Origin of the sequence: Algoriphagus zhangzhouensis (assembly GCF_900148515.1) — a bacterium.
Lineage (GTDB): Bacteria > Bacteroidota > Bacteroidia > Cytophagales > Cyclobacteriaceae > Algoriphagus > Algoriphagus zhangzhouensis.
In genome coordinates this window covers 546,549-565,589 of the sequence record NZ_FRXN01000003.1, presented here as the reverse complement: position 1 = coordinate 565,589, position 19,041 = coordinate 546,549, and the positions used below count along the sequence as shown (strand labels likewise).

General features: G+C 39.3%; 14 protein-coding genes. 13 read left to right on the top strand and 1 reads right to left on the bottom strand.

Annotated features, from left to right (window positions below; all coding sequences use genetic code 11):
- Positions 1 to 82: 82 nt before the first annotated feature.
- From BUF13_RS12740 to BUF13_RS12680, 13 genes are all read left to right on the top strand, one after another.
- Positions 83 to 1,672: an amidohydrolase gene (locus BUF13_RS12740; RefSeq protein ID WP_073572174.1), complete on the top strand. Its 1,590-nt coding sequence runs from the start codon at positions 83 to 85 to the stop codon at positions 1,670 to 1,672.
- A gap of 87 nt (positions 1,673 to 1,759) precedes the next feature.
- On the top strand, positions 1,760 to 2,215 hold the full coding sequence (locus BUF13_RS12735; RefSeq protein WP_073572173.1) for a GNAT family N-acetyltransferase: 456 nt from the start codon (positions 1,760 to 1,762) through the stop codon (positions 2,213 to 2,215).
- 112 nt (positions 2,216 to 2,327) lie between these two features.
- Complete coding sequence (locus BUF13_RS12730) at positions 2,328 to 2,954, top strand: 7-carboxy-7-deazaguanine synthase QueE (RefSeq protein WP_073572172.1); 627 nt, start codon at positions 2,328 to 2,330, stop codon at positions 2,952 to 2,954.
- Positions 2,955 to 2,958: 4 nt separating this feature from the next.
- Complete coding sequence (locus BUF13_RS12725) at positions 2,959 to 4,881, top strand: OmpA family protein (protein ID WP_073572171.1); 1,923 nt, start codon at positions 2,959 to 2,961, stop codon at positions 4,879 to 4,881.
- A gap of 483 nt (positions 4,882 to 5,364) precedes the next feature.
- Complete coding sequence (locus BUF13_RS12720; RefSeq protein ID WP_073572170.1) at positions 5,365 to 8,337, top strand: SusC/RagA family TonB-linked outer membrane protein; 2,973 nt, start codon at positions 5,365 to 5,367, stop codon at positions 8,335 to 8,337.
- A gap of 11 nt (positions 8,338 to 8,348) precedes the next feature.
- Positions 8,349 to 9,785, top strand: a complete 1,437-nt coding sequence (locus tag BUF13_RS12715; protein ID WP_073572169.1) for a RagB/SusD family nutrient uptake outer membrane protein — start codon at positions 8,349 to 8,351, stop codon at positions 9,783 to 9,785.
- A gap of 14 nt (positions 9,786 to 9,799) precedes the next feature.
- Positions 9,800 to 10,636, top strand: coding sequence for a hypothetical protein (locus BUF13_RS12710; protein WP_134204460.1), 837 nt, complete (start codon positions 9,800 to 9,802; stop codon positions 10,634 to 10,636).
- 176 nt (positions 10,637 to 10,812) lie between these two features.
- Positions 10,813 to 14,247, top strand: coding sequence for a S8 family serine peptidase (locus BUF13_RS12705; protein WP_073572167.1), 3,435 nt, complete (start codon positions 10,813 to 10,815; stop codon positions 14,245 to 14,247).
- The gene (locus tag BUF13_RS12700) at positions 14,244 to 14,942 is read left to right on the top strand and encodes a hypothetical protein (RefSeq protein ID WP_073572166.1); all 699 of its coding nucleotides are present in this window, start codon (positions 14,244 to 14,246) and stop codon (positions 14,940 to 14,942) included. The genes BUF13_RS12705 and BUF13_RS12700 overlap by 4 nt, the downstream gene beginning before the upstream one ends.
- Positions 14,943 to 15,069: 127 nt before the next feature.
- Positions 15,070 to 15,489 (top strand): 6-pyruvoyl trahydropterin synthase family protein, encoded by a 420-nt coding sequence (locus BUF13_RS12695; RefSeq protein WP_073572165.1) that lies wholly within the window; start codon positions 15,070 to 15,072, stop codon positions 15,487 to 15,489.
- Positions 15,490 to 15,556: 67 nt separating this feature from the next.
- Positions 15,557 to 15,928: a GxxExxY protein gene (locus tag BUF13_RS12690; protein WP_073572164.1), complete on the top strand. Its 372-nt coding sequence runs from the start codon at positions 15,557 to 15,559 to the stop codon at positions 15,926 to 15,928.
- Between the two features lie 23 nt (positions 15,929 to 15,951).
- The gene (lpxB, locus tag BUF13_RS12685; RefSeq protein ID WP_073572469.1) at positions 15,952 to 17,070 is read left to right on the top strand and encodes a lipid-A-disaccharide synthase; all 1,119 of its coding nucleotides are present in this window, start codon (positions 15,952 to 15,954) and stop codon (positions 17,068 to 17,070) included.
- Between the two features lie 60 nt (positions 17,071 to 17,130).
- Positions 17,131 to 18,375, top strand: a complete 1,245-nt coding sequence (locus BUF13_RS12680) for a serine hydrolase domain-containing protein (RefSeq protein WP_073572163.1) — start codon at positions 17,131 to 17,133, stop codon at positions 18,373 to 18,375.
- Positions 18,376 to 18,378: 3 nt separating this feature from the next.
- On the opposite strand, the gene BUF13_RS12675 is transcribed toward BUF13_RS12680, so the two are convergent.
- Positions 18,379 to 19,038: an HAD family hydrolase gene (locus BUF13_RS12675; protein WP_073572162.1), complete on the bottom strand. Its 660-nt coding sequence runs from the start codon at positions 19,036 to 19,038 to the stop codon at positions 18,379 to 18,381.
- Positions 19,039 to 19,041: the final 3 nt, after the last annotated feature.

The following is a 19,041-nucleotide window of genomic DNA, read 5'->3' as shown; positions in this document are numbered from 1 at the left end:
ATTGAGATTTTTCCATTGGTCATTTTTATATCCTTTCTTTTCAGGTTTTTGCTAAATTCCACACATACAACCACCAACGCTTATGAAAAAAATTAAACTATTAGGCCTAGCCTTGCTGGTAGGGCTAAGTGGAGCCAGCTATGGCCAAAAAAAGTATTCACCCAAACAAATTGAAGCTCTCAAAACTGAGGTAGCTGGAATTGTTCAGGATCATCACAAGCAAAGTCAAGTGATGGTCGATAAGATTTTCAGTTTCGCTGAATTGGGATTTCAGGAGTTTGAATCTTCCAAATATTTGACTGGGATTTTGGAATCAAATGGTTTTGAAATCAAGCATGGGTTCTCAGGAATTCCTACAGCTTGGGTTGCCACTTGGAGTAATGGAGATGGACCTGTTATCGCCCTAGGTTCTGATGTAGATGATATCCCGAAAGCATCTCAATATCCTGGGGTAGCTTATCATAAACCAATCGTAGAAGGAGCTCCTGGTCATGGAGAAGGTCATAATGCAGGTATTCCATTGAATATCACTTCTGCTTTGGCAGTGAAGGAAATTATGGAGCGGGAAAACATCGGCGGGACATTGGTTCTCTGGCCAGGGATTGCCGAAGAATTGGTGGCTGCCAAAGCTTGGTTCGCTCGAGACGGCATGTTTGATGATATCGATATCTGTATTTTCACTCACGTAGGAAATAATTTGGGTGTAAGCTACGGAGCTGCCTCAGGTACCGGATTGATTTCGGTAGAATACACTTTTGCTGGTGAAGCGGCTCATGCTGCAGGAGCTCCTTGGAGAGGAAGAAGTGCTGCAGATGCCACTGAATTGATGAATATAGGCTGGAACTATAAGCGAGAGCATTTGAGTCCTACAAAAAGATCTCACTCTGTTATCACTGATGGGGGAGATCAACCAAATGTGGTTCCTTCTCAAGCTTCTATTTGGTATTATTTCCGTGATGTGAAATACGATGGTATTATGGATATGTATGAGCAAGCTAATGAGATTGCAGAAGGAGCTGCTATGATGACTAGGACTTCCATGACTTCTAAAATTATGGGGACTGCATGGCCTAGACACTTCAATAAGGTGATTGCTGAGACGATGTATCAAAATATCGTTCAGGTTGGTCTTCCTACTTGGGATGAAAATGACCAGACTTTGGCAAAAGCACTTCAGAAAGAGTTGGGATCAGAGCAAAGAGGTTTGCCAACCAAACTGGATACTTTGAGACCGCCAGCTACAGAACTACGATCTGGTGGTTCGGATGATATTGGAGATGTGTCCTGGGTATTACCTACTGTAACGATGAGATTCCCTTCAAATATTCCAGGACTTCCTGGTCATCATTGGGCAAATGCAATTGCGATGGCAACTCCGATTGCTCATAAAGGTGTAACTGCCGGAGCTAAAGCTGAAGCGATGACCATTTTGGATTTCTTACTGAAACCGGAATTGGTAGATCAGGCTTGGGATTATTTCAAAAATGTTCAAACCAAAGAAGAACAATATAAGCCAATGATATCTGCTGACGATGTGCCTCCAATTTATTTGAATGAGGGAATCATGAAGAAATTCCGTCCTGAAATGGAGAAGTTCTATTATGATGAAACTAAGTATGATACGTATTTGGAACAATTGGGAGTGACTTATCCTACGATTAAAAAGGATTAAAAAATTTGAAAATTGAAAGATTTGAAAATTAGAAGGGTTTAAAAGTAAATTCACATCTAAATCCGTAAATAATCTTCCAATTTTTCAATGTTACAATCTTCCAATATTCAATTTAAAATTCGAGAAGCTTCTCTTGAGGAACTTTTGTGGATGCATCAGCAAATCCCGGAGTTCCCTGGAAAAGCTTCTCTTGATTTTTATAGTGATCGGTTAAAGCATCGCTTGTATTTGGCTCTGGTGGCAGAAAAGGAAGGAGAGCTGATCGGATTCAAAGTTGGCTATCAAAGCGATACTCCGGAGACTTTTTATTCCTGGATGGGAGGGGTAAGGCCTGAATTCCGGAAGTTTGGTGTTGCAGACTCATTGGCTGATTTTCAAGAAAACTGGGCAAAGGAAAAAGGGTTTGCCAAAGTCTTTTTCAAAACAAGAAATAGATTTCCAGCAATGATCTCTTTTGGATTGAAAAGAGGCTTCAAAATTTTGGAGGTAATTCCCAAAGGAGGAGTGGAGGATTACAGGATAGTGATGGAGAAAGGGTTGTAGAATTAGAGGTCAATTTTACAATCTTGTAATTTTTCAATTTTCCAATTCAAACAGCTACCTTTGCAAATTCAAAATTCACCAGCGGTTCAATCGCCCGCTTTATCAAAAATTCATGAATACCAAAGATCAAGTAGCAAAAGGACTGATGCTTCCTATCATGGAAGCTTTTTATACGATTCAGGGAGAAGGGAGATTTACTGGGCATCCAGCTTATTTTATCCGGCTTGGAGGCTGTGATGTAGGTTGTGTCTGGTGTGATGTCAAAGAATCTTGGGAGGCCGGCAAATGGCCCGTTTTATCCATCGAGCAAATAGTAAAGGAAGGATTGAATCATCCAGGTCGCTTAGTGGTCATTACCGGAGGTGAGCCACTAATGTATGATTTGGGACCTTTGACTAAGATGTTGAAGGAAAAAGGATTTACAACTAATATTGAAACCTCAGGGGCGCATCCCTTTTCAGGTGATTTTGACTGGGTTTGCTTTTCACCCAAAAAATTCAAAAAGCCTCATCCTTCTATTTACGAGCAAGCGAATGAATTGAAAGTTGTAGTATTTCATAAAAGCGATTTTGACTTCGCCGAGGAGCATGCGGCTTTGGTGAATTCTTCCTGTGAAAAGAGGCTTCAACCAGAGTGGAGCAAAGCTGAAAAGTTTACTCCAATCATTATCGATTACGTTAAAAATCACCCAACTTGGAATATTTCCCTACAAACTCATAAATTTATGGACATACCTTAAGTCCATGCGCCCTGTTTTCTTAAGTTTTTTACTGTTTTTTCTGTGTTCCTATGCGTTTTCGCAGGAATTCTCCATCATCGATGGTCGGGCTACCCGTTTTTATAAGGAAGGCGAAGAGCTGATTTCTCAAAGAAAATACCCTGAAGCAATCGAGAAATTTCAAGATGCAATCAACAGGGAAGGCTCTTTCATTGAGGCGTATGTGAAAATGTCGCAACTTCTGATCACTATGGGTGATTTGGAAGAAGCTGAACGGGTAGCAGAATCCGGTCGATCCAGACTTTCTGGTAAAAATGCAAAACCAAAGCATTCAGCAGATATAGGGTGGGTTTTTACCAATATTTATCTAAAGAAGGGTGATTTTGAAAAAGCCTTAACGGAATTTGAGGCGGTTGATCCATTGTTGGAGGATTCATTTCGGACCCATATGTATTATAAGGAGATGAAGGCTCAAATGGATTTCATTAAATCCCAGTTGGGAAATGTGATGTCTATCGAAATTGAGATTTTGGAAGATCCATTGAATAACTTTCAGCTTCAATATTTTCCAGTTCTAACTGCAGATGGTGAGCAAATTCTTTTTACCAAAAGAGATGGGACTGGCAACTTCGACAAAGAGGATATTTTTACTGCTTATATGAACCCGGAAGGGGGGTGGACTCTTCCTCAAAGTATAGCTGAAACGATCAATTCTCAATACAATGAAGGAACATGTTCTGTTACGGCTGATGGAAATATCCTGATTTATACATCATGCGATGCTCCGGATTCAGAAGGTAGCTGTGATCTTTATATTGCCTACAAGGTTAATGGAAGATGGCAAAGGCCTAAAAATATGGGGAAGAAAGTCAATTCCAGATATTGGGACTCCCAGCCATCTCTATCAGCGGATGGTAGGATTTTATTCTTTTCTTCTAATCGAAGAGGGGGATTAGGAGGGAATGACATCTATTATTCTGTGCGAATGCCTGATGGTTCTTGGTCGGACGCCAAAAATCTTGGTGAAACTGTCAATACTCCAAAGGATGAGATTTCTCCTTTTATGTTTTTCAATAATGAAATTCTCTTTTTTGCCTCAAATGGACATATGGGCTTTGGTGGAATGGATATATTCTTGACTCGGGTAGAGGAAGGGGAGTTTCATGAACCTGAAAATCTAGGATTGCCAATCAATGATCAATTGGATCAGGTGGCTTTATTTATCACAGCGCAGAAGGATTACGCCTACTATACGGAATTGAAATCGGAGCATACTGAGCAAGATCGTTCTTTGCTATATCGTTTTAAATTCCCGAAAGAAATCTATTTGGGAGAGAACTTAACTGTGACTGGAGGTAAGGTCTTTAATTCCAAAACTGGGGAACCAATTGATGCGACTTTGTCACTGATATCCTTGACAAATGACAGTACTCTCTACGAATTCAAAGCGGACGGAAAGACTGGGGAATTTATGATGCTCTATCCGGAAAAATCCATTTCAGGGCTTTATGTTGAGAAAAAAGGTTTCTTGCCAAAGATTTTCAATGTTGAAAGAGACAAGATTCAAAATGTAAAAGACTTAGAGGTTCAATTGACACCAGTGGCCTCCGGAGAAGAATTTGTCTTTGAAAACATCTTCTTTGATTTTGATAAATATGACCTGAAGTCTGAGTCGCTTACCTCGTTGAAACGATTGGTGAAATTTTTAAATGAGAATCCGAACGTCAATATTTTAGTGACGGGTCATACAGATAATGTAGGTTCTTCTAGTTACAATCAAACATTGAGTCTGCAGAGAGCTACGAGCGTTCAAACCTATCTCATCGAAAACGGCATGCTTCCGGGTAGAGTGCTTGTAGAAGGTAAGGGGGATACAGTTCCTATGGTACCAAATACTACATTAGCTAACCAAGCTTTGAATAGAAGAATTACTATCAAAGTATTATAAAGCCTTATCAATATTATTTTTTGATCTCTTTAAGACTTTGTTTTGCGCAAAATAAAATTCCGAAAAACATATAAAAACATCTTATATTTTTCTAAATAAACTTATTTAATGAGTCGTAATTTTTAGTTTTTTATAAAATTAGTATTGTTTTAAACGTTATTTAAAGGTTTGAGATATTATATTTTGATAAATCTATTTATTGGCGAATAAAAAAATGTATCGTGTATTTAAATAGGTAAAATTGACTGTAAATATTTTTTTAACTTAAAATTAACTTTTGTTAACATTCAATTGTCAATAAAAAATTCTGCAAAAATATGCATTTGAAAATTGATCAGAATTTTATTTCGATTTCTCTCTATTTTTAGACAATTGCACTAAAATCTCGAAAAGAACAATCATAAAATTTCCTAGTTAACTACTTGTAGGATAATAAGATATCGAATATCATTGTGTATAATTTAAACCATAATTTAACCAAATATGAGGAAAGTTTTACTTCTAGGACTCATGCTGTTTTTTGCGAGCGCGGTAGTGTTTGCTCAAAGCCGTGTGATCACTGGTGTCATCACATCCACTGAGGATGGCTTAGGTGTGCCAGGTGCAACAGTTCTGGTGAAGGGAACAACGATTGGTACTGCCACTGATTTAGATGGTAACTATTCAATCTCTGTTCCAGCCGGAAGCAATGTTTTGGTCTTTAGCTTTGTTGGGCTAAGATCTCAGGAGGTTACCATCGGTAATCAAGCTACTATTAATGTAGCTTTGGAGCCAGATGTTCAGGCCCTTTCTGAATTTGTGATCACTTCATACGGTGATCAATCAAAAAGAGAGATTACAGGTGCGATTGCATCCGTAAAAGGTGAGATCTTCCAAGATCTTCCAATGCAATCTTTTGACCGTGCGATGCAAGGTCGTATCGCGGGTGTTCAAGTGACTTCCACTTCTGGTCAGCCAGGTGGTACATTGAACGTGAGAATTCGTGGTGTAGGCTCCATTAATGCTGGGAATGATCCACTTTATATTGTGGATGGTGTTCAGGTAAATAATGGTGGTCTTTCTGGTCAAGGTTCTCAAAATGCTTTGGCTTCAATCAACCCAAATGATATCGAATCAATTGAGGTATTGAAAGATGCAGCAGCTGCAGCAATCTATGGAGCTCAGGCAGCGAATGGTGTAGTTTTGATTACTACCAAAAAGGGTTCTAAAGGATCTACAAAAACAAGAATTTCTGTTCAAGAGGGTATCGTTCAGCCATTGGCATTGTATGACGTAATGGATGCTACTCAATTGGCAACTATCAAAAGAGATGCATACATCAATGCAGGATTGAATCCAGCAAATGCAGCTGCTACTTATGGTAATCCTGAGGATCCAAATTTGGAGTCTTATGATTGGGTGGATGCCTTGTACAGAACAGCTCGTTTGAGTGTTTATGATTTGTCTGTTTCTGGTGGTGATGAAAAGACTACTTTCTTCCTTTCTGGTTCTTATACCAAGCAAGAAGGTCAAGTGATTCAGTCTGACTATCAAAGAGCGACTGGTCGTTTGAATTTGACTCACAGACCAAGTAAGAAGTTTACTGTTTCTGCAAACATTTCTTTGGCATTCCAAGAGACAAACGGTACCATTGATAGAGGTAACTTTGTAAACGGTCCTTTCATGGCAGGTTATTCTGCTAGACCAAATGTCCCTATTTACAACGAAGACGGTACATTCGGTGCATATCCTTCGAATCACTTGTTCGGATATAACATCGTTCAGGGTGTTTATGAAGAATTGAGAAGTGCTAAGACTGTTCAAACTGTATCTAATTTGCAGTTGAACTATCAATTTGCTCCTTGGTTGAGCTTTACTTCTTATTTCGGTATTGACTTCTCCGACAACGCAGATATCAATAACAGACCTTCTACTATTCCAGTATTCTCTTCTTATGGTGGTGCTTCTGTATTTACTGCTAGAAGAAAGAATAACTTTAATACCAACCACAACTTCAACTTCAACAAGAAGTTTAATGATGTGCATACCATTTCTGGTATTTTAGGTTTTGAGTATAAAGGTGCTCAAGATGACTTGCAATCTGCTACCGGTAGAGGTTTTCCTAATCCAACTTTGATTTATCTTCAAAACGCTGCTACTCCATTTGCGGTTAACTCAAACTTCACAGAGTATAAAAGAGCTGGTATTTTCGGTCAGGCGAAATATGATTACGATGACAGATATACTGCTGACTTCACTTTGAGAAGAGACGGTCACTCAAGGTTTGGTGAGCAAAATAAGTGGGGTACATTCTACGCTGCATCCCTCGGATGGAGATTGTCTTCTGAAGCATTCTTGCAGGATGTGACTTGGTTGGACAACTTGAGAATGAGAGCTTCTTATGGTGTAACTGGTAACTCTTTGATTTCTGACTTTGCTTCAAGATCTCTTGTAAGTGATGGAGGTCAATATCTAGGAGAAGGTGCTTTGTCTCTTTCTCAATTGGGTAATGACTTGTTGACTTGGGAAGAAGCAGAAACCTTCAACATTGGTTTGGACTGGACCTTGTTCAACGGAAGAATCATCGGTACTGTAGACTTCTGGAGAAAGAATTCAAATGATCTATTGTTCAATACACCTCTTCCAACTGACTCAGGATTTGGATCTATTACTAGAAACACTGGTCAAGTTAGAAACCAAGGAATTGATTTGGATATCCAAACTGTAAACATTGTAGCAGGTAAATTCCAATGGAATACTGGATTCAACATTACATTCTTGGAGAACGAATTGATATCCCTATATGATGGATTGGATAGAGTAGGTAACTCTTTGATCGTAGGTAAGCCGATTTCCTTCTGGTACATGAACACTTACATGGGTGTGAATCCAGCGAATGGACGTCAAATGTTCAGCGATTTGAATGGTGGATATACGTATGTGGCAGGTGAGTCTACTTTGAGCTATATCGGAAGTGCGCTTCCAAGCAGCTATGGTGGTTTATCGAATACATTGACTTATGGTCCAGTTTCTTTGGAAGTATTCTTCCAATATCAGTTCGGAAACCTAGCGTTCAACCAAGATTTGTATAACCTTGGTAACTGGGGCTCTGGAACTGGCAACTTATTGATCAATCAAGAAGATTACTGGAAGCAGCCTGGGGACATTACCACAGTAGGTAGGCCATATGAAGGTGGACAAGCTCCAGGAACTTCTGCTATCAACACATCTTCTACTCGTTTGTTGAGCGATGGAGGATATATCAGATTGAAGCAAGTAACATTGAACTATACACTTCCTTCTGTTGCTGCTAGCAAAGTGGGAATGAGCTCTGCTTCTCTATTCGTGCAAGGATTGAATTTGGCGACTTTCACCAAATACAATGGCATCGATCCAGAGGCAAACTCTATCGGAACTACTTATGGTTCATATCCAAATGCTAAGCAGTTCACTGCAGGTATCAATCTTAACTTCTAATTAAGGACAGAATGAAAAAGTATATACAAATCCTAACATTAGGTAGTGCTTTGGCTTTGGGATCTTGCTCTGATCTTTTGGATACAGAACCAAGACAAAGTCTTACACCAGAGTCTGCTTTTGCAGATGTAGATGGATATCAATCGCTTTTGTTCACCATTTATGGTCGCGCAAGAGGTTTCAATAATTACGGTCAGCAATTGATGATTGCTCCGGAAATTATGGCTGATAACTTGAAAATTATTGCCAACACTGGTCGTTACATCGGACAGGAGGCAAATGCTGACAGAGCTCATATTGGACTTTGGGGAACAGGTCACTTTGGCGGAATCAATGAAGCAAACATCATCCTTGATGGAGTTGATGGTGTGGAAGGAGATGATGCCACTAGAAATATTGTAAAAGGTGAAGCTTATTTCCTTAGAGCCTTATTCTATTTCGATTTGGCTAGAGTTTATGGATATGAACCTGGTAAAGAAGTGAATGGATGGGACAAATCTGTAATCATCCGTACAACTCCAACCTTAGGATTCTCTGATGCTGATTTCAGAACAAGAGCTACAAATAGAGAAGTATATGATTTGATGGAGTCAGATTTGACTACAGCAATTGGTTTGCTTCCTACAGCGACTTTGGGAGGTTCTGGTGTTTACAGAGCTTCTAAAGGTTCTGCTGAGGCATTACTTGCCAGAGTTTATTTGTACGAGGGAAAATATGCTGAAGCGGCTTCCATGGCAACTCAGGCGATGTCTACCTTTGGTTTAGGTAGTGATGGAACTGGTTTGGCTGATGCTGCAGATTATGTTGCAGGTTTCTCTACTTTCCCTAACCCTGAATCTCTATTTGAAATCGAAATCAGATCAAATGACTGGTCTACAGTAGATGGTGTAAACAACTCCGTTTGTTCACTTTCTGCAAATGTTTTTGCAAGTGCTCAGTTTATCTTAACTGCTTCTGATGAGCTATTGGCTTCTTATGAAGAAGGGGATGTGAGATTGGATACTTGGACAGAAACTACTCGTTCTGGTGCTGATGGTACTGTTTATAGATCAAATAAGTGGTTGGGTGCCAAAGGAGATTTCTTGGAAAATCTTCCTATCATCAGAGCTGCTGAATTGTATTTGATCAGAGCTGAAGCAAGATATAGAACAGGTGATGAAACAGGCGCAAGAGCGGATTTGACGGCTTTGAGATCTAAAAGAGGATTGGCAGCTGTTGAAGCTAGTGTTACTGGAAGTGATTTGTTCGATTTGGTAATGAATGAAAGAAGAGTTGAGTTTGCTTTGGAAGGTCATAGATGGTTTGACTTGAAGAGAAACGGAATGGACATTTCTAAAGCTGGTAGCTTTGAGACTGTTCCTTATTCTGATTACAGACTACTTGCTCCGATTCCTCAGGATCAATTGACTTTGAACGAAGGTTTGGAAAACAACCCAGGTTATAACTAAAACCGGAAATGAAAATGAAAATAAATAAGATATATTCCTTTGTAGCAGTACTATTTACGGTACTAACAGCTACAGCATGTTTTGATGATCCGGGAACTGATACCTTCTACGATGGAAATCAAGTCGAATTCCAGGATGCAAACTTGCCAAATGGATTGACTACGACTCAGGTTAGAAGAAATGCTACTCAAACTGATGTGGTTGAAATCCAAGTAAACAGAGTTTCTTCAAATGCGTCTTCACCAATTTCTGTGACGATTGGAGTAGACACTGAAAGCTCAACTGCAGTTCAGGGAGTTCATGTTGATTTTACTGGAACTACAGTGACTATTCCTGCAGGGGAGTGGGTTGCTACTTTCCCAGTGACTGTATTAACTGGAAATATTGATCCTTCTGAAGCTCCAGTTTTGGAAATGACTATCGATTCAGCGACTGGTGCTACGGTTTCTACCAATTATGCTGCTTTGTCATTGAATATTTCAGTGATCTGCGAGTCTAATATTTCAGCAGCTTCAGATACTTGGACTGCAACTAGTGAATCTCGTTTTGGAACTTTCACCGCTCAAGTTACAGTAGAACCAGTTGATGGTGCAGTTGGAGAGTACGTTGTATCTGATATTTCTGCAGGTCTTTATGCTGCATTTGGATACGGTACTACTCAGCAGGCTATTTATGGTGACAACTGTAATGTATTGACGTTCTTGAGACCAGGTCAAAGAGAATTCAATATCTCTGCGCCTAGTGTTGAGCCGCTAGAAGGTTCATTTGATCCTGATACAAATACATTGGTGTTGTATTGGAGTGATCCAAACAACTCTATTAATGGAAAAACTACCTTGGTTAAAAATTAAGGTATTGATTGATGTATGTAAAAAAGGAGGGGATTCCCTCCTTTTTTATTTAATTTTTTAAATAGTGGGGATAGAGATCTAATTGATTTAAATTGAACCGCTTTTGATGATTTTCATGTTAAAAAATATAAACCCATTCCGCTGATTAGCAGTTTGTTGTTATTATGAGGCAAACTATGAGATTACTGCTTACTCTATTTGTATTCTTGTTCTCTTTGGTCGCAAATGCCCAGGACTCAAAGCAAAATTTGCTTAGAGCGGCTAGAGAACAAGTAAAATCAGATCTACAAAGACATTTAGATCTTCTGAGACCACCTGTTGGATTGGATAGATCTTCCTATCATTTTTTGAATTCTCAAGGGCTATTCCCCCTTGAAGATGGGCATACTTCCAAAGTTCAATATTTGGATCAAAGTGGTTTTCCTGTGGTTTACGCCCCGCATAACTTAAATGCTGCCAAAACGACTGGTGCGGATCAATTGCAACCAGGTGGTTCCTTGGGACTTAATTTGACTGGAAAAGGTTTTACTGTTGGGATTTTTGACCAAACCCGCCCTAAACCCGATCATGTTGAGTTTCAAAGTAGATTGACTCAGGTAGATGGTTCTACCGAAGAATTAAGCACCCATGCGACACACGTGACAGGTACTATTTTAGCAGCAGGAATCAATCCACAGGCTAAGGGGATGGCTTATGAATCTACAGGCTGGTCATTCAATTGGGAGTCTGATATTTCTAAAATGAATGCCAATGCCTATGATCCGGAAACCAAATCTAATGGGATGCTGATTTCGAATCATTCATATGGGGTTGTTTTGGGCTGGAGAAATACCGAAAGTGGCTGGGAATGGGTAGGAAATCCCTCTGTTGATGAAAATAAGGATTATCGGTTTGGCTTTTATTCAACTAAAAGCCAGTCTATAGATGAATTACTGTTTACAAAACCCTATTACAGTGTTGTTTGGTCAGCAGGAAATGATCGAAATGATACTGGAGATGGCACTAGAGACCCCGATGGACCTGAGGATACGATAGGACCAGAAGGTGTTGCCAAGAATAATATTACAATTGGTGCTGTAGAAAAGGTGATTGATTATACGCAGGCTTCGGATGTGAAAATGAGTACTTTTTCCGCTTGGGGGCCAACTGATGATGGAAGAATTAAGCCAGATTTGGTGGCAATGGGAGTTGGAGTTTTTAGCTCATCAATTACTAGTACTGGAGCGGATGGATATGCAAGTCAAAGTGGTACTTCCATGGCTGCACCAAACGCTACTGGATCACTGTTTTTGCTTCAGCAATTATATGCTGAGAGAAATTCCGGCAGGTTTATGCTTTCCTCAGCTTTGAAAGCCTTGGCAATCCAAACAGCAAAAGAAGCTGGACCAGCTGCAGGACCAGATTATATGTATGGCTGGGGGCTATTAGATGTTGCAGCTGCCGCAAAAATCATTTTGAACGAAGATGGAAGTTCCTCATTTATCAGAGAAGAAATTTTGGGAAATGATGAGGTTCAGGAATTTGAGTTCGTTTCAGATGGTGTAACTCCGATTAAAGCCACAATCGCATGGACTGATCCAGCAGGAACCCCTACTGCAGCTTCATTGAATCCAACGGATTTGATGCTAGTCAATGATCTTGATTTAAGAATCTTTGATGAAGACGGGAAGGAGTATTTTCCTTGGACATTAAACCCTGCTCAATTGGCAGGTGCTAGAGGGGATCGAACCAAGGATAATTTTAGAGATAATGTAGAGCAAGTTTGGATCCCTAGCCCATCTGCCAAGAAATATACAATTCAAGTCTCTCATAAAGGGGATTTGAAATTTGATGTTCAGCAATATTCTATCGTCTTTACTGCAGGGGTATTAGATGGGGCAGATGAAACTTTGTATTGGATAGGAGGGGAATCAGGAAGTTGGAATTCAGCGGCCAATTGGTCATTGACTTCTGGAGGATCTTCAGCGGGCAAAGTTCCAGGCGAATCTACAAGAGTTGTCTTTGATGGAGACGGGAGCCCTGAAATTTCTTTTTCTGCCAATGCTAGTGCCTTTAGTGTGAATTTGTTTGGAGATCAAACAGTAGCATTAAATCTCAATGGAAAAGATATCAAGGTTTATAATGGATTTAGAGTAAACAATCAGGTTACTCAGATTTCAAATGGTAGGATCATTTTTGAAAATTCTGGAAGCAACAGCCAATTAGTCGAATTGGGTCAGACGACTTTTGATGAAGTAAGGCTGCTTTTCAATTCAGGAGAATGGAAACTAATCTCCGCAGATGTGCTGGGAGATGTGCTTGTTGACAATGCTGTTTTAGATATTGAATTGTCAGATGTGAAATCTCAGTCATTTACTTTAAACAGTAATGCGACCCTCATAGGGAATTTTGAATCACTTGCATTTATGACTGATTTCAATTCAAAATCTGGAGCCGAATTGAAAGATGACTTTGAACTGATTTTTGATGGAGAGACTGGTGATTTCTCAAATTCTTCCGATTCAGAAATTAATGCATTATCGATTTCTTCAGGAACTTTGTCTGTGTTGACAGATGGATTTAAGAATTTGAAAATAGAACAAGCTAGGATGAACTTGGGTGTTGCGGCTATTTCAGTGAATTCGTTGAGTTTAGGAGTTGGCGCAACATTGAATTTGGGCTCGACAGGTAAAATAACCGTCAATCAGGAAATAACTTCAAGTGCCACTTCCAGTAATGGATCCCAAATAATTGCTGGATCCAAAGGGACTGTAATCCATGATATTTACAGAAAGTATTGCTTTGAGAATCTAAATATTTCAAATGTAGACCTCCAAGGTGATGCCATAGTGAATCTTGGAACTGGTGCAACTATCACCAATTCATCTGGGTGGTTGAGCCAGGAATGTGATGCTGTCTTATTTGCCAATTTTGATGTATCCTATACTTGCGTAGGTGCCGCAGTAGATTTTGAAAACCTCAGTGAAGGAGAAATTACATCTTATTCTTGGGACTTTGCGGGGTTGGGATCTTCTACTTTGGAGAATCCATTCTTTGTATTCGGAAGTCCAGGGACCTATAATGTGGAACTTACGGTCATCAATCAAAGTGGCTCCACTTCTTATACCCAAGAAGTTGTAGTTGCAGATAATTCCTTGACTCAGCCTATCATTGTTGCCAATGGAACGACATTGACTTCCCAGCAACCAGGAGACTCATATCAATGGTATTTGAATGGTGAAAAGATTGCTGGAGCAACAACACGATCCTTTTCTGCTACCAATGATGGATCCTACCAAGTTGCCATTTTCTCGGAAGCTTGTAATAGAGTATCAGAACCTGTTGTGATTTCTGCTATTCCTGATCAAGAAGTGGAATTGAGCCGATTTGGAATTTTCGTCGGACCAATTCCTTCAGATGATCAAATCAATATTACTGTAAACAACGAATATTTGGGGCCAATTGAATTTTCAATTATTGACCTTTCTGGTAAAGTGATGAGCCTTACAGAAGTAGGTAAAAATTCAGAGAGACTGGATTTGAAAATGAGCCTTCCGATAAACCGGGGACTTTATATACTAAGAATAAAAACCAACAATTTAACCTTACACAAAAAAGTACTTAAACAATGAGAAAGCTATTAGTAGCAGTTGCGATTCTGATTTCTAATGTAGGATTTGCTCAAATATCGAACATATCCTTGAACGGAGCACCCGCAAGATTGACTGCTTACGAAGGGGTAGAGGGATCGCCTTACTTATTTGAAGATTGGGCCCGTGCTGATTTTGGAACAACAAACGCCGGATTGAAGGAGAAAGTAGCCTACAGATTCAATATTTATGACAATGAATTCGAGGTAATCAATGAAGCTGGAAACAAGATCTATTTGAATAAAGATTATGTAGAATATGCAATGCTCGAAAGACCGTCAATCTTAATCGCAACCGGTACTCCAGGTATGTTGACAAATTTGCTTTTCAAAAAAGGCTATACCATGATCAAAGGAGTCGGAGAGAAGGATTTTGTCAATGTGTTGGCTGAAGGTGGAGGCTATACTTTGGTGAGAAAGTTCTATTCAGATCTTGTAACACCACCGAAGAATTCATATGCACCGACTGCCGGAAGAATGTTTGTGTTTGAAGAGTCGTATTATCTGGTAGACAGCGATGGAAATGTTTCCACTGTGAGGAACAAAACCAATAATATTATCAAGTCTCTAAAAGATAAAGATCAAGATAAAGCTAAGGAAATCGTTAAAGAAGGAAAGCTTGATTTAAGCCGAGAAGATCATTTGGTGATTTTCTTTCAGAAGTTGAATGAAGCATAATTTCTATGAATATGAATGAAAGCCCATCTTGAGAGATGGGCTTTTGCTTTTGGTATAAGGATGAATGAGGTCAAGTTAATTTCCTATATCTTTTCTTTTGCCTAACTTTGCAGCGAATTTCAAGAAGATGATTTACGTTTGTCGAAAAGAACATTTCAATGCTGCTCACAAGCTTTGGAATCCCAATTGGTCTGATGAGAAAAACTTTGAAGTTTTTGGCCCTTGCGCTAATGTCAATTGGCATGGTCACAACTTTGAGTTGATCGTAACTGTGAAAGGCCTTCCTGACCCTGAAACGGGATTTGTGGTTGATTTGAAGCAGTTGAGTACTTTGATCAGAACTTTGGTGATCGATAAGGTTGATCATAAAAACCTGAACATGGACGTGGATTTTATGCAAGGCAAAATGGCCAGCTGTGAAATCTTGATCATGGAATTCTGGAAAATTCTTCAGCCTGCGGTTGAGAAAATCACCCCTCACGGTGGCCTTTACAAGCTGACCCTCTATGAAACTCCAAGGAATTTCGTGGAGTATTTCGGTGATTGATTTAAAATTCAAGAAATAAAACCACAGAGATCACAGAGTTTAATTACTTAATTTTTTAATTTATAAAATGAGTGATTTCGATCTGACTGAAAAAATTATTGGAGAAGCTATTTATGTCCATAAAAGGCTTGGTCCAGGATTATTAGAGAGCACATACCAGTCTTGTTTATTTCATAGGTTAGTTCAGATTGGGTTAAAGGTTGAGAAAGAAAAATCTTTACCAGTTTTATTTGATGGTTTACAGTTAGAATGTGGTTATAGACTTGATCTTGTTGTTGAAAATCAAATTATCTTGGAGTTGAAAAGTGTTAAGAAGCTAAAAGATATCCATTTGGCTCAAATGATTACCTATTTAAAACTAAGTGGAAAAAAGACAGGACTTCTTATCAATTTCAATGTTCAAAGGCTAGTTGATGGTCTAAAAAGAGTCAAAAATTAATCTCAAATTCCTCTGTGACCTCTGTGGTAATTAAGAAGAAAAAAATCTACATCATTTCAGGTGAGCGATCCGGTGATCTTCACGCCTCCAATCTGGTTTTGGCCTTAAAAGAACAAAATCCCAATCTTGAATTGAGAGGAATGGGTGGCTCTTATTCTCAGGAAGCTGGAGTGGAGCTGGCAGTAGATTATGCTGAGGTAGCTTTGATGGGTTTTATTGAGGTAGTTTTCGGTTTTCGAAAGGTTCTAAAATATCTAAGCCTAGTCAAAAAAGACATTCTGCAATGGAAGCCAGATGTCCTTATCCTAGTCGATTACGGAGGCTTCAATATGAAGATTGCAGCTTTTGCAAAAGAGAATGGAATCCCGGTTCACTATTATATTCCTCCAAAAGTTTGGGCTTGGAATCAAAAACGGGCATTGAAACTGAAAGCTTTTACAGACCAGATTTATAGCATTCTTCCTTTTGAGCCGGCATTTTTTCAAAAGTTCGATATGCAGGTCAATTATGTGGGGAATCCCTTATTGGATGAAATCAAAAAGTTTAATCCGCATCCATTTTTCTTTCAAAAGAACGAGTTGAGTTATGCTCCGATTATCGCATTACTTCCAGGAAGTAGAAAGCAGGAATTGGAAGCCATGTTGGACAAAATGGTGGAATTGGTTCCCAAATTTCCCAATGCTCAGTTCGTAATTGCGGGGGTGGAAAGCTTGCCTTCGGAATTGTATGAGCCAGCAAAAAAAGCAGGTATCAAAGTGGTTTTCAATCAGACCTATGATCTGCTTTCTCATGCTACCGCTGCTGTGGTGACTTCGGGAACAGCAACTTTGGAAACGGCCTTGTTTCGTGTTCCTCAAGTGGTGGTTTATAAGACTTCATCCATTTCATACATGATAGGAAAGAGAGTCATTAAAGTGCCTTTTATTTCCTTGGTGAATTTGATTGCTGAGCAGGAAGTTGTGAAGGAATTGATTCAAGATGACTTTTCAGTGGCTAATCTGGAAAAGGAACTGATGCAGATTTTGGGAAATCAGATTTACAAAGGTCAAATGCTTCAAGGCTATGATTTGATCGCTGAAAAAATTGGCCAAAATTCAGCTTCGAAAACAGCAGCTACCATGATTTTAGAGTCTTTGAAATAAGATGTTTAGGTTATTGAAGGGTAAAATTTTATTTTACTTTTCAAACCAAAACCTAAACTCATGAAGACCCGATTAACCTTTTTCTTTTTATTACTTTTTTCAATATCATCCTATTCCCAAAATGTCCCGGGAATTATTCCCGAAAGAGTTCAAAAGCTAGATAAAATGCTGGATGATGCCGTAGCAAATGGCGAAGTGCCGGGACTTGTTGCAATGGTGATGAAAGATGGAAAGCTTGTTTACCATAGCGCAAAAGGAATGGCCGATGTTGCCAATGGAAGGGCGATGAAAAAGGATGATATTTTCAGGATCGCATCCCAAACTAAAGCAATCACCTCTACTGCAGTGATGATCTTATGGGAAGAAGGGAAATTTCGCCTAGATGATCCCATTTCCAAATACATTCCAGAGTTTAAAAATCCTCAAGTTCTAGCTGGTTTTAGATATTCTGACACTACTTTTTATACCAAGCCGTCTTCCAAAGAAATTACAATCCGTCATTTGTTAACTCACACCTCAGGATTGGGATATGGAATGATCGATGGGGATGAGCGAATGAAAATGATCTACCAAAAGGCTGGAGTTACGGATCTATTTACAACAGAAAATATTTCTATTGAAGAAAGTGTGAAAAAGTTGGCTAAGCTGCCTTTGCACCATGAGCCGGGAAGTAAATATACCTACAGCGAAGGATTGGATGTTTTGGGTTATTTTATTGAGGTAGTTTCAGGAATGCCTTTTGATCAGTTTTTGAAGGAAAGAATATTTGATCCTCTAGGAATGAATGATACCCGTTTCTATCTATCAAATGCCCAAGCACCTCGATTGGTAACTGTTCAGACCTATAAAGATGGAAAATGGGGGCCTTACCCAGTGACCTTTTACGATCCTGAATATCCGAGAAAAGGAGCTAAACGCTTTTTCTCAGGAGGAGCAGGACTTTCCAGTACTACTGCAGATTATGCCAAGTTTCTTCAAATGTATCTGAATGGTGGAGAGTTGGAAGGGATGAGAATCCTAAGCCCTCAAACCATCCAGACCATGATGAAAAATCAAGTAGGTGACCTGATGAATGGGGATAAATATTACGGTTTGGCTTTTGGAGTCGTTACTGATCAGGGAGTAGCTACAGGAGGTTTGGGTAGCAAAGGGACCTTCGATTGGGGTGGATATTTCAATACACAATATTTCGCAGATCCTGAGCTGAATTTGATTGGTTTGATTTTCAAGCAGACTTCAGGTTCAGGTAATGGAGATCAAACAGGCTGGAAATTCCGCCAGATGGTCTTTACACTAGTGGATTGATTTTTAAAAGAAGTAATTCAAAGCCTCATCAAAATTTAAAAAAGCTTTTTGACAACCCATACCTTCCAGTTCTTGGGGAGTATGGGTTGTTGCTATACCATAAACCGGGATTCCTGCTCCTTTCGCCGCTCGAATTCCACCTGATGAATCTTCAAAGACAATTGCGTTTTCGGCAGGTATTTGAGCTTTTTCCAAAGCTTTCAAGAAGATTTCCGGATCAGGTTTTCCATTTTTCACCTCATGACCACCAGTTAGACTATGGAAATAGGATCTAATCTCGATGAGATCCAGTGTGTAATCAATATTGTCCTGTTCGCCCATTGTAGCCAGATGAATGGACTTGTTTTGGTCTCGTAATGCCTCTAAAAAGGAAGTTACTCCTGAAACCTCTTCAATGTGTGGTTTGTATAGATTTCTAAAGGTTTCCTCTTTTTCTTCTCCCAAATCATAAATTCTGTCAGCTGATTTTTCATTTGGAAAAAATCGCATGATCATTTCCTGCAATGTCCCATGGTTTTGAGCATGGAAATCTTCTTCTCGAATGCTAACTCCATTTTTCTCCAAAAAAATCATCCAAGCTTGGAGATGAAAAGGGATGCTGTCCACAAGGGTTCCATCCATATCAAAAATCACTCCTTGAATGGGATTGTTATTTACGATCATAAA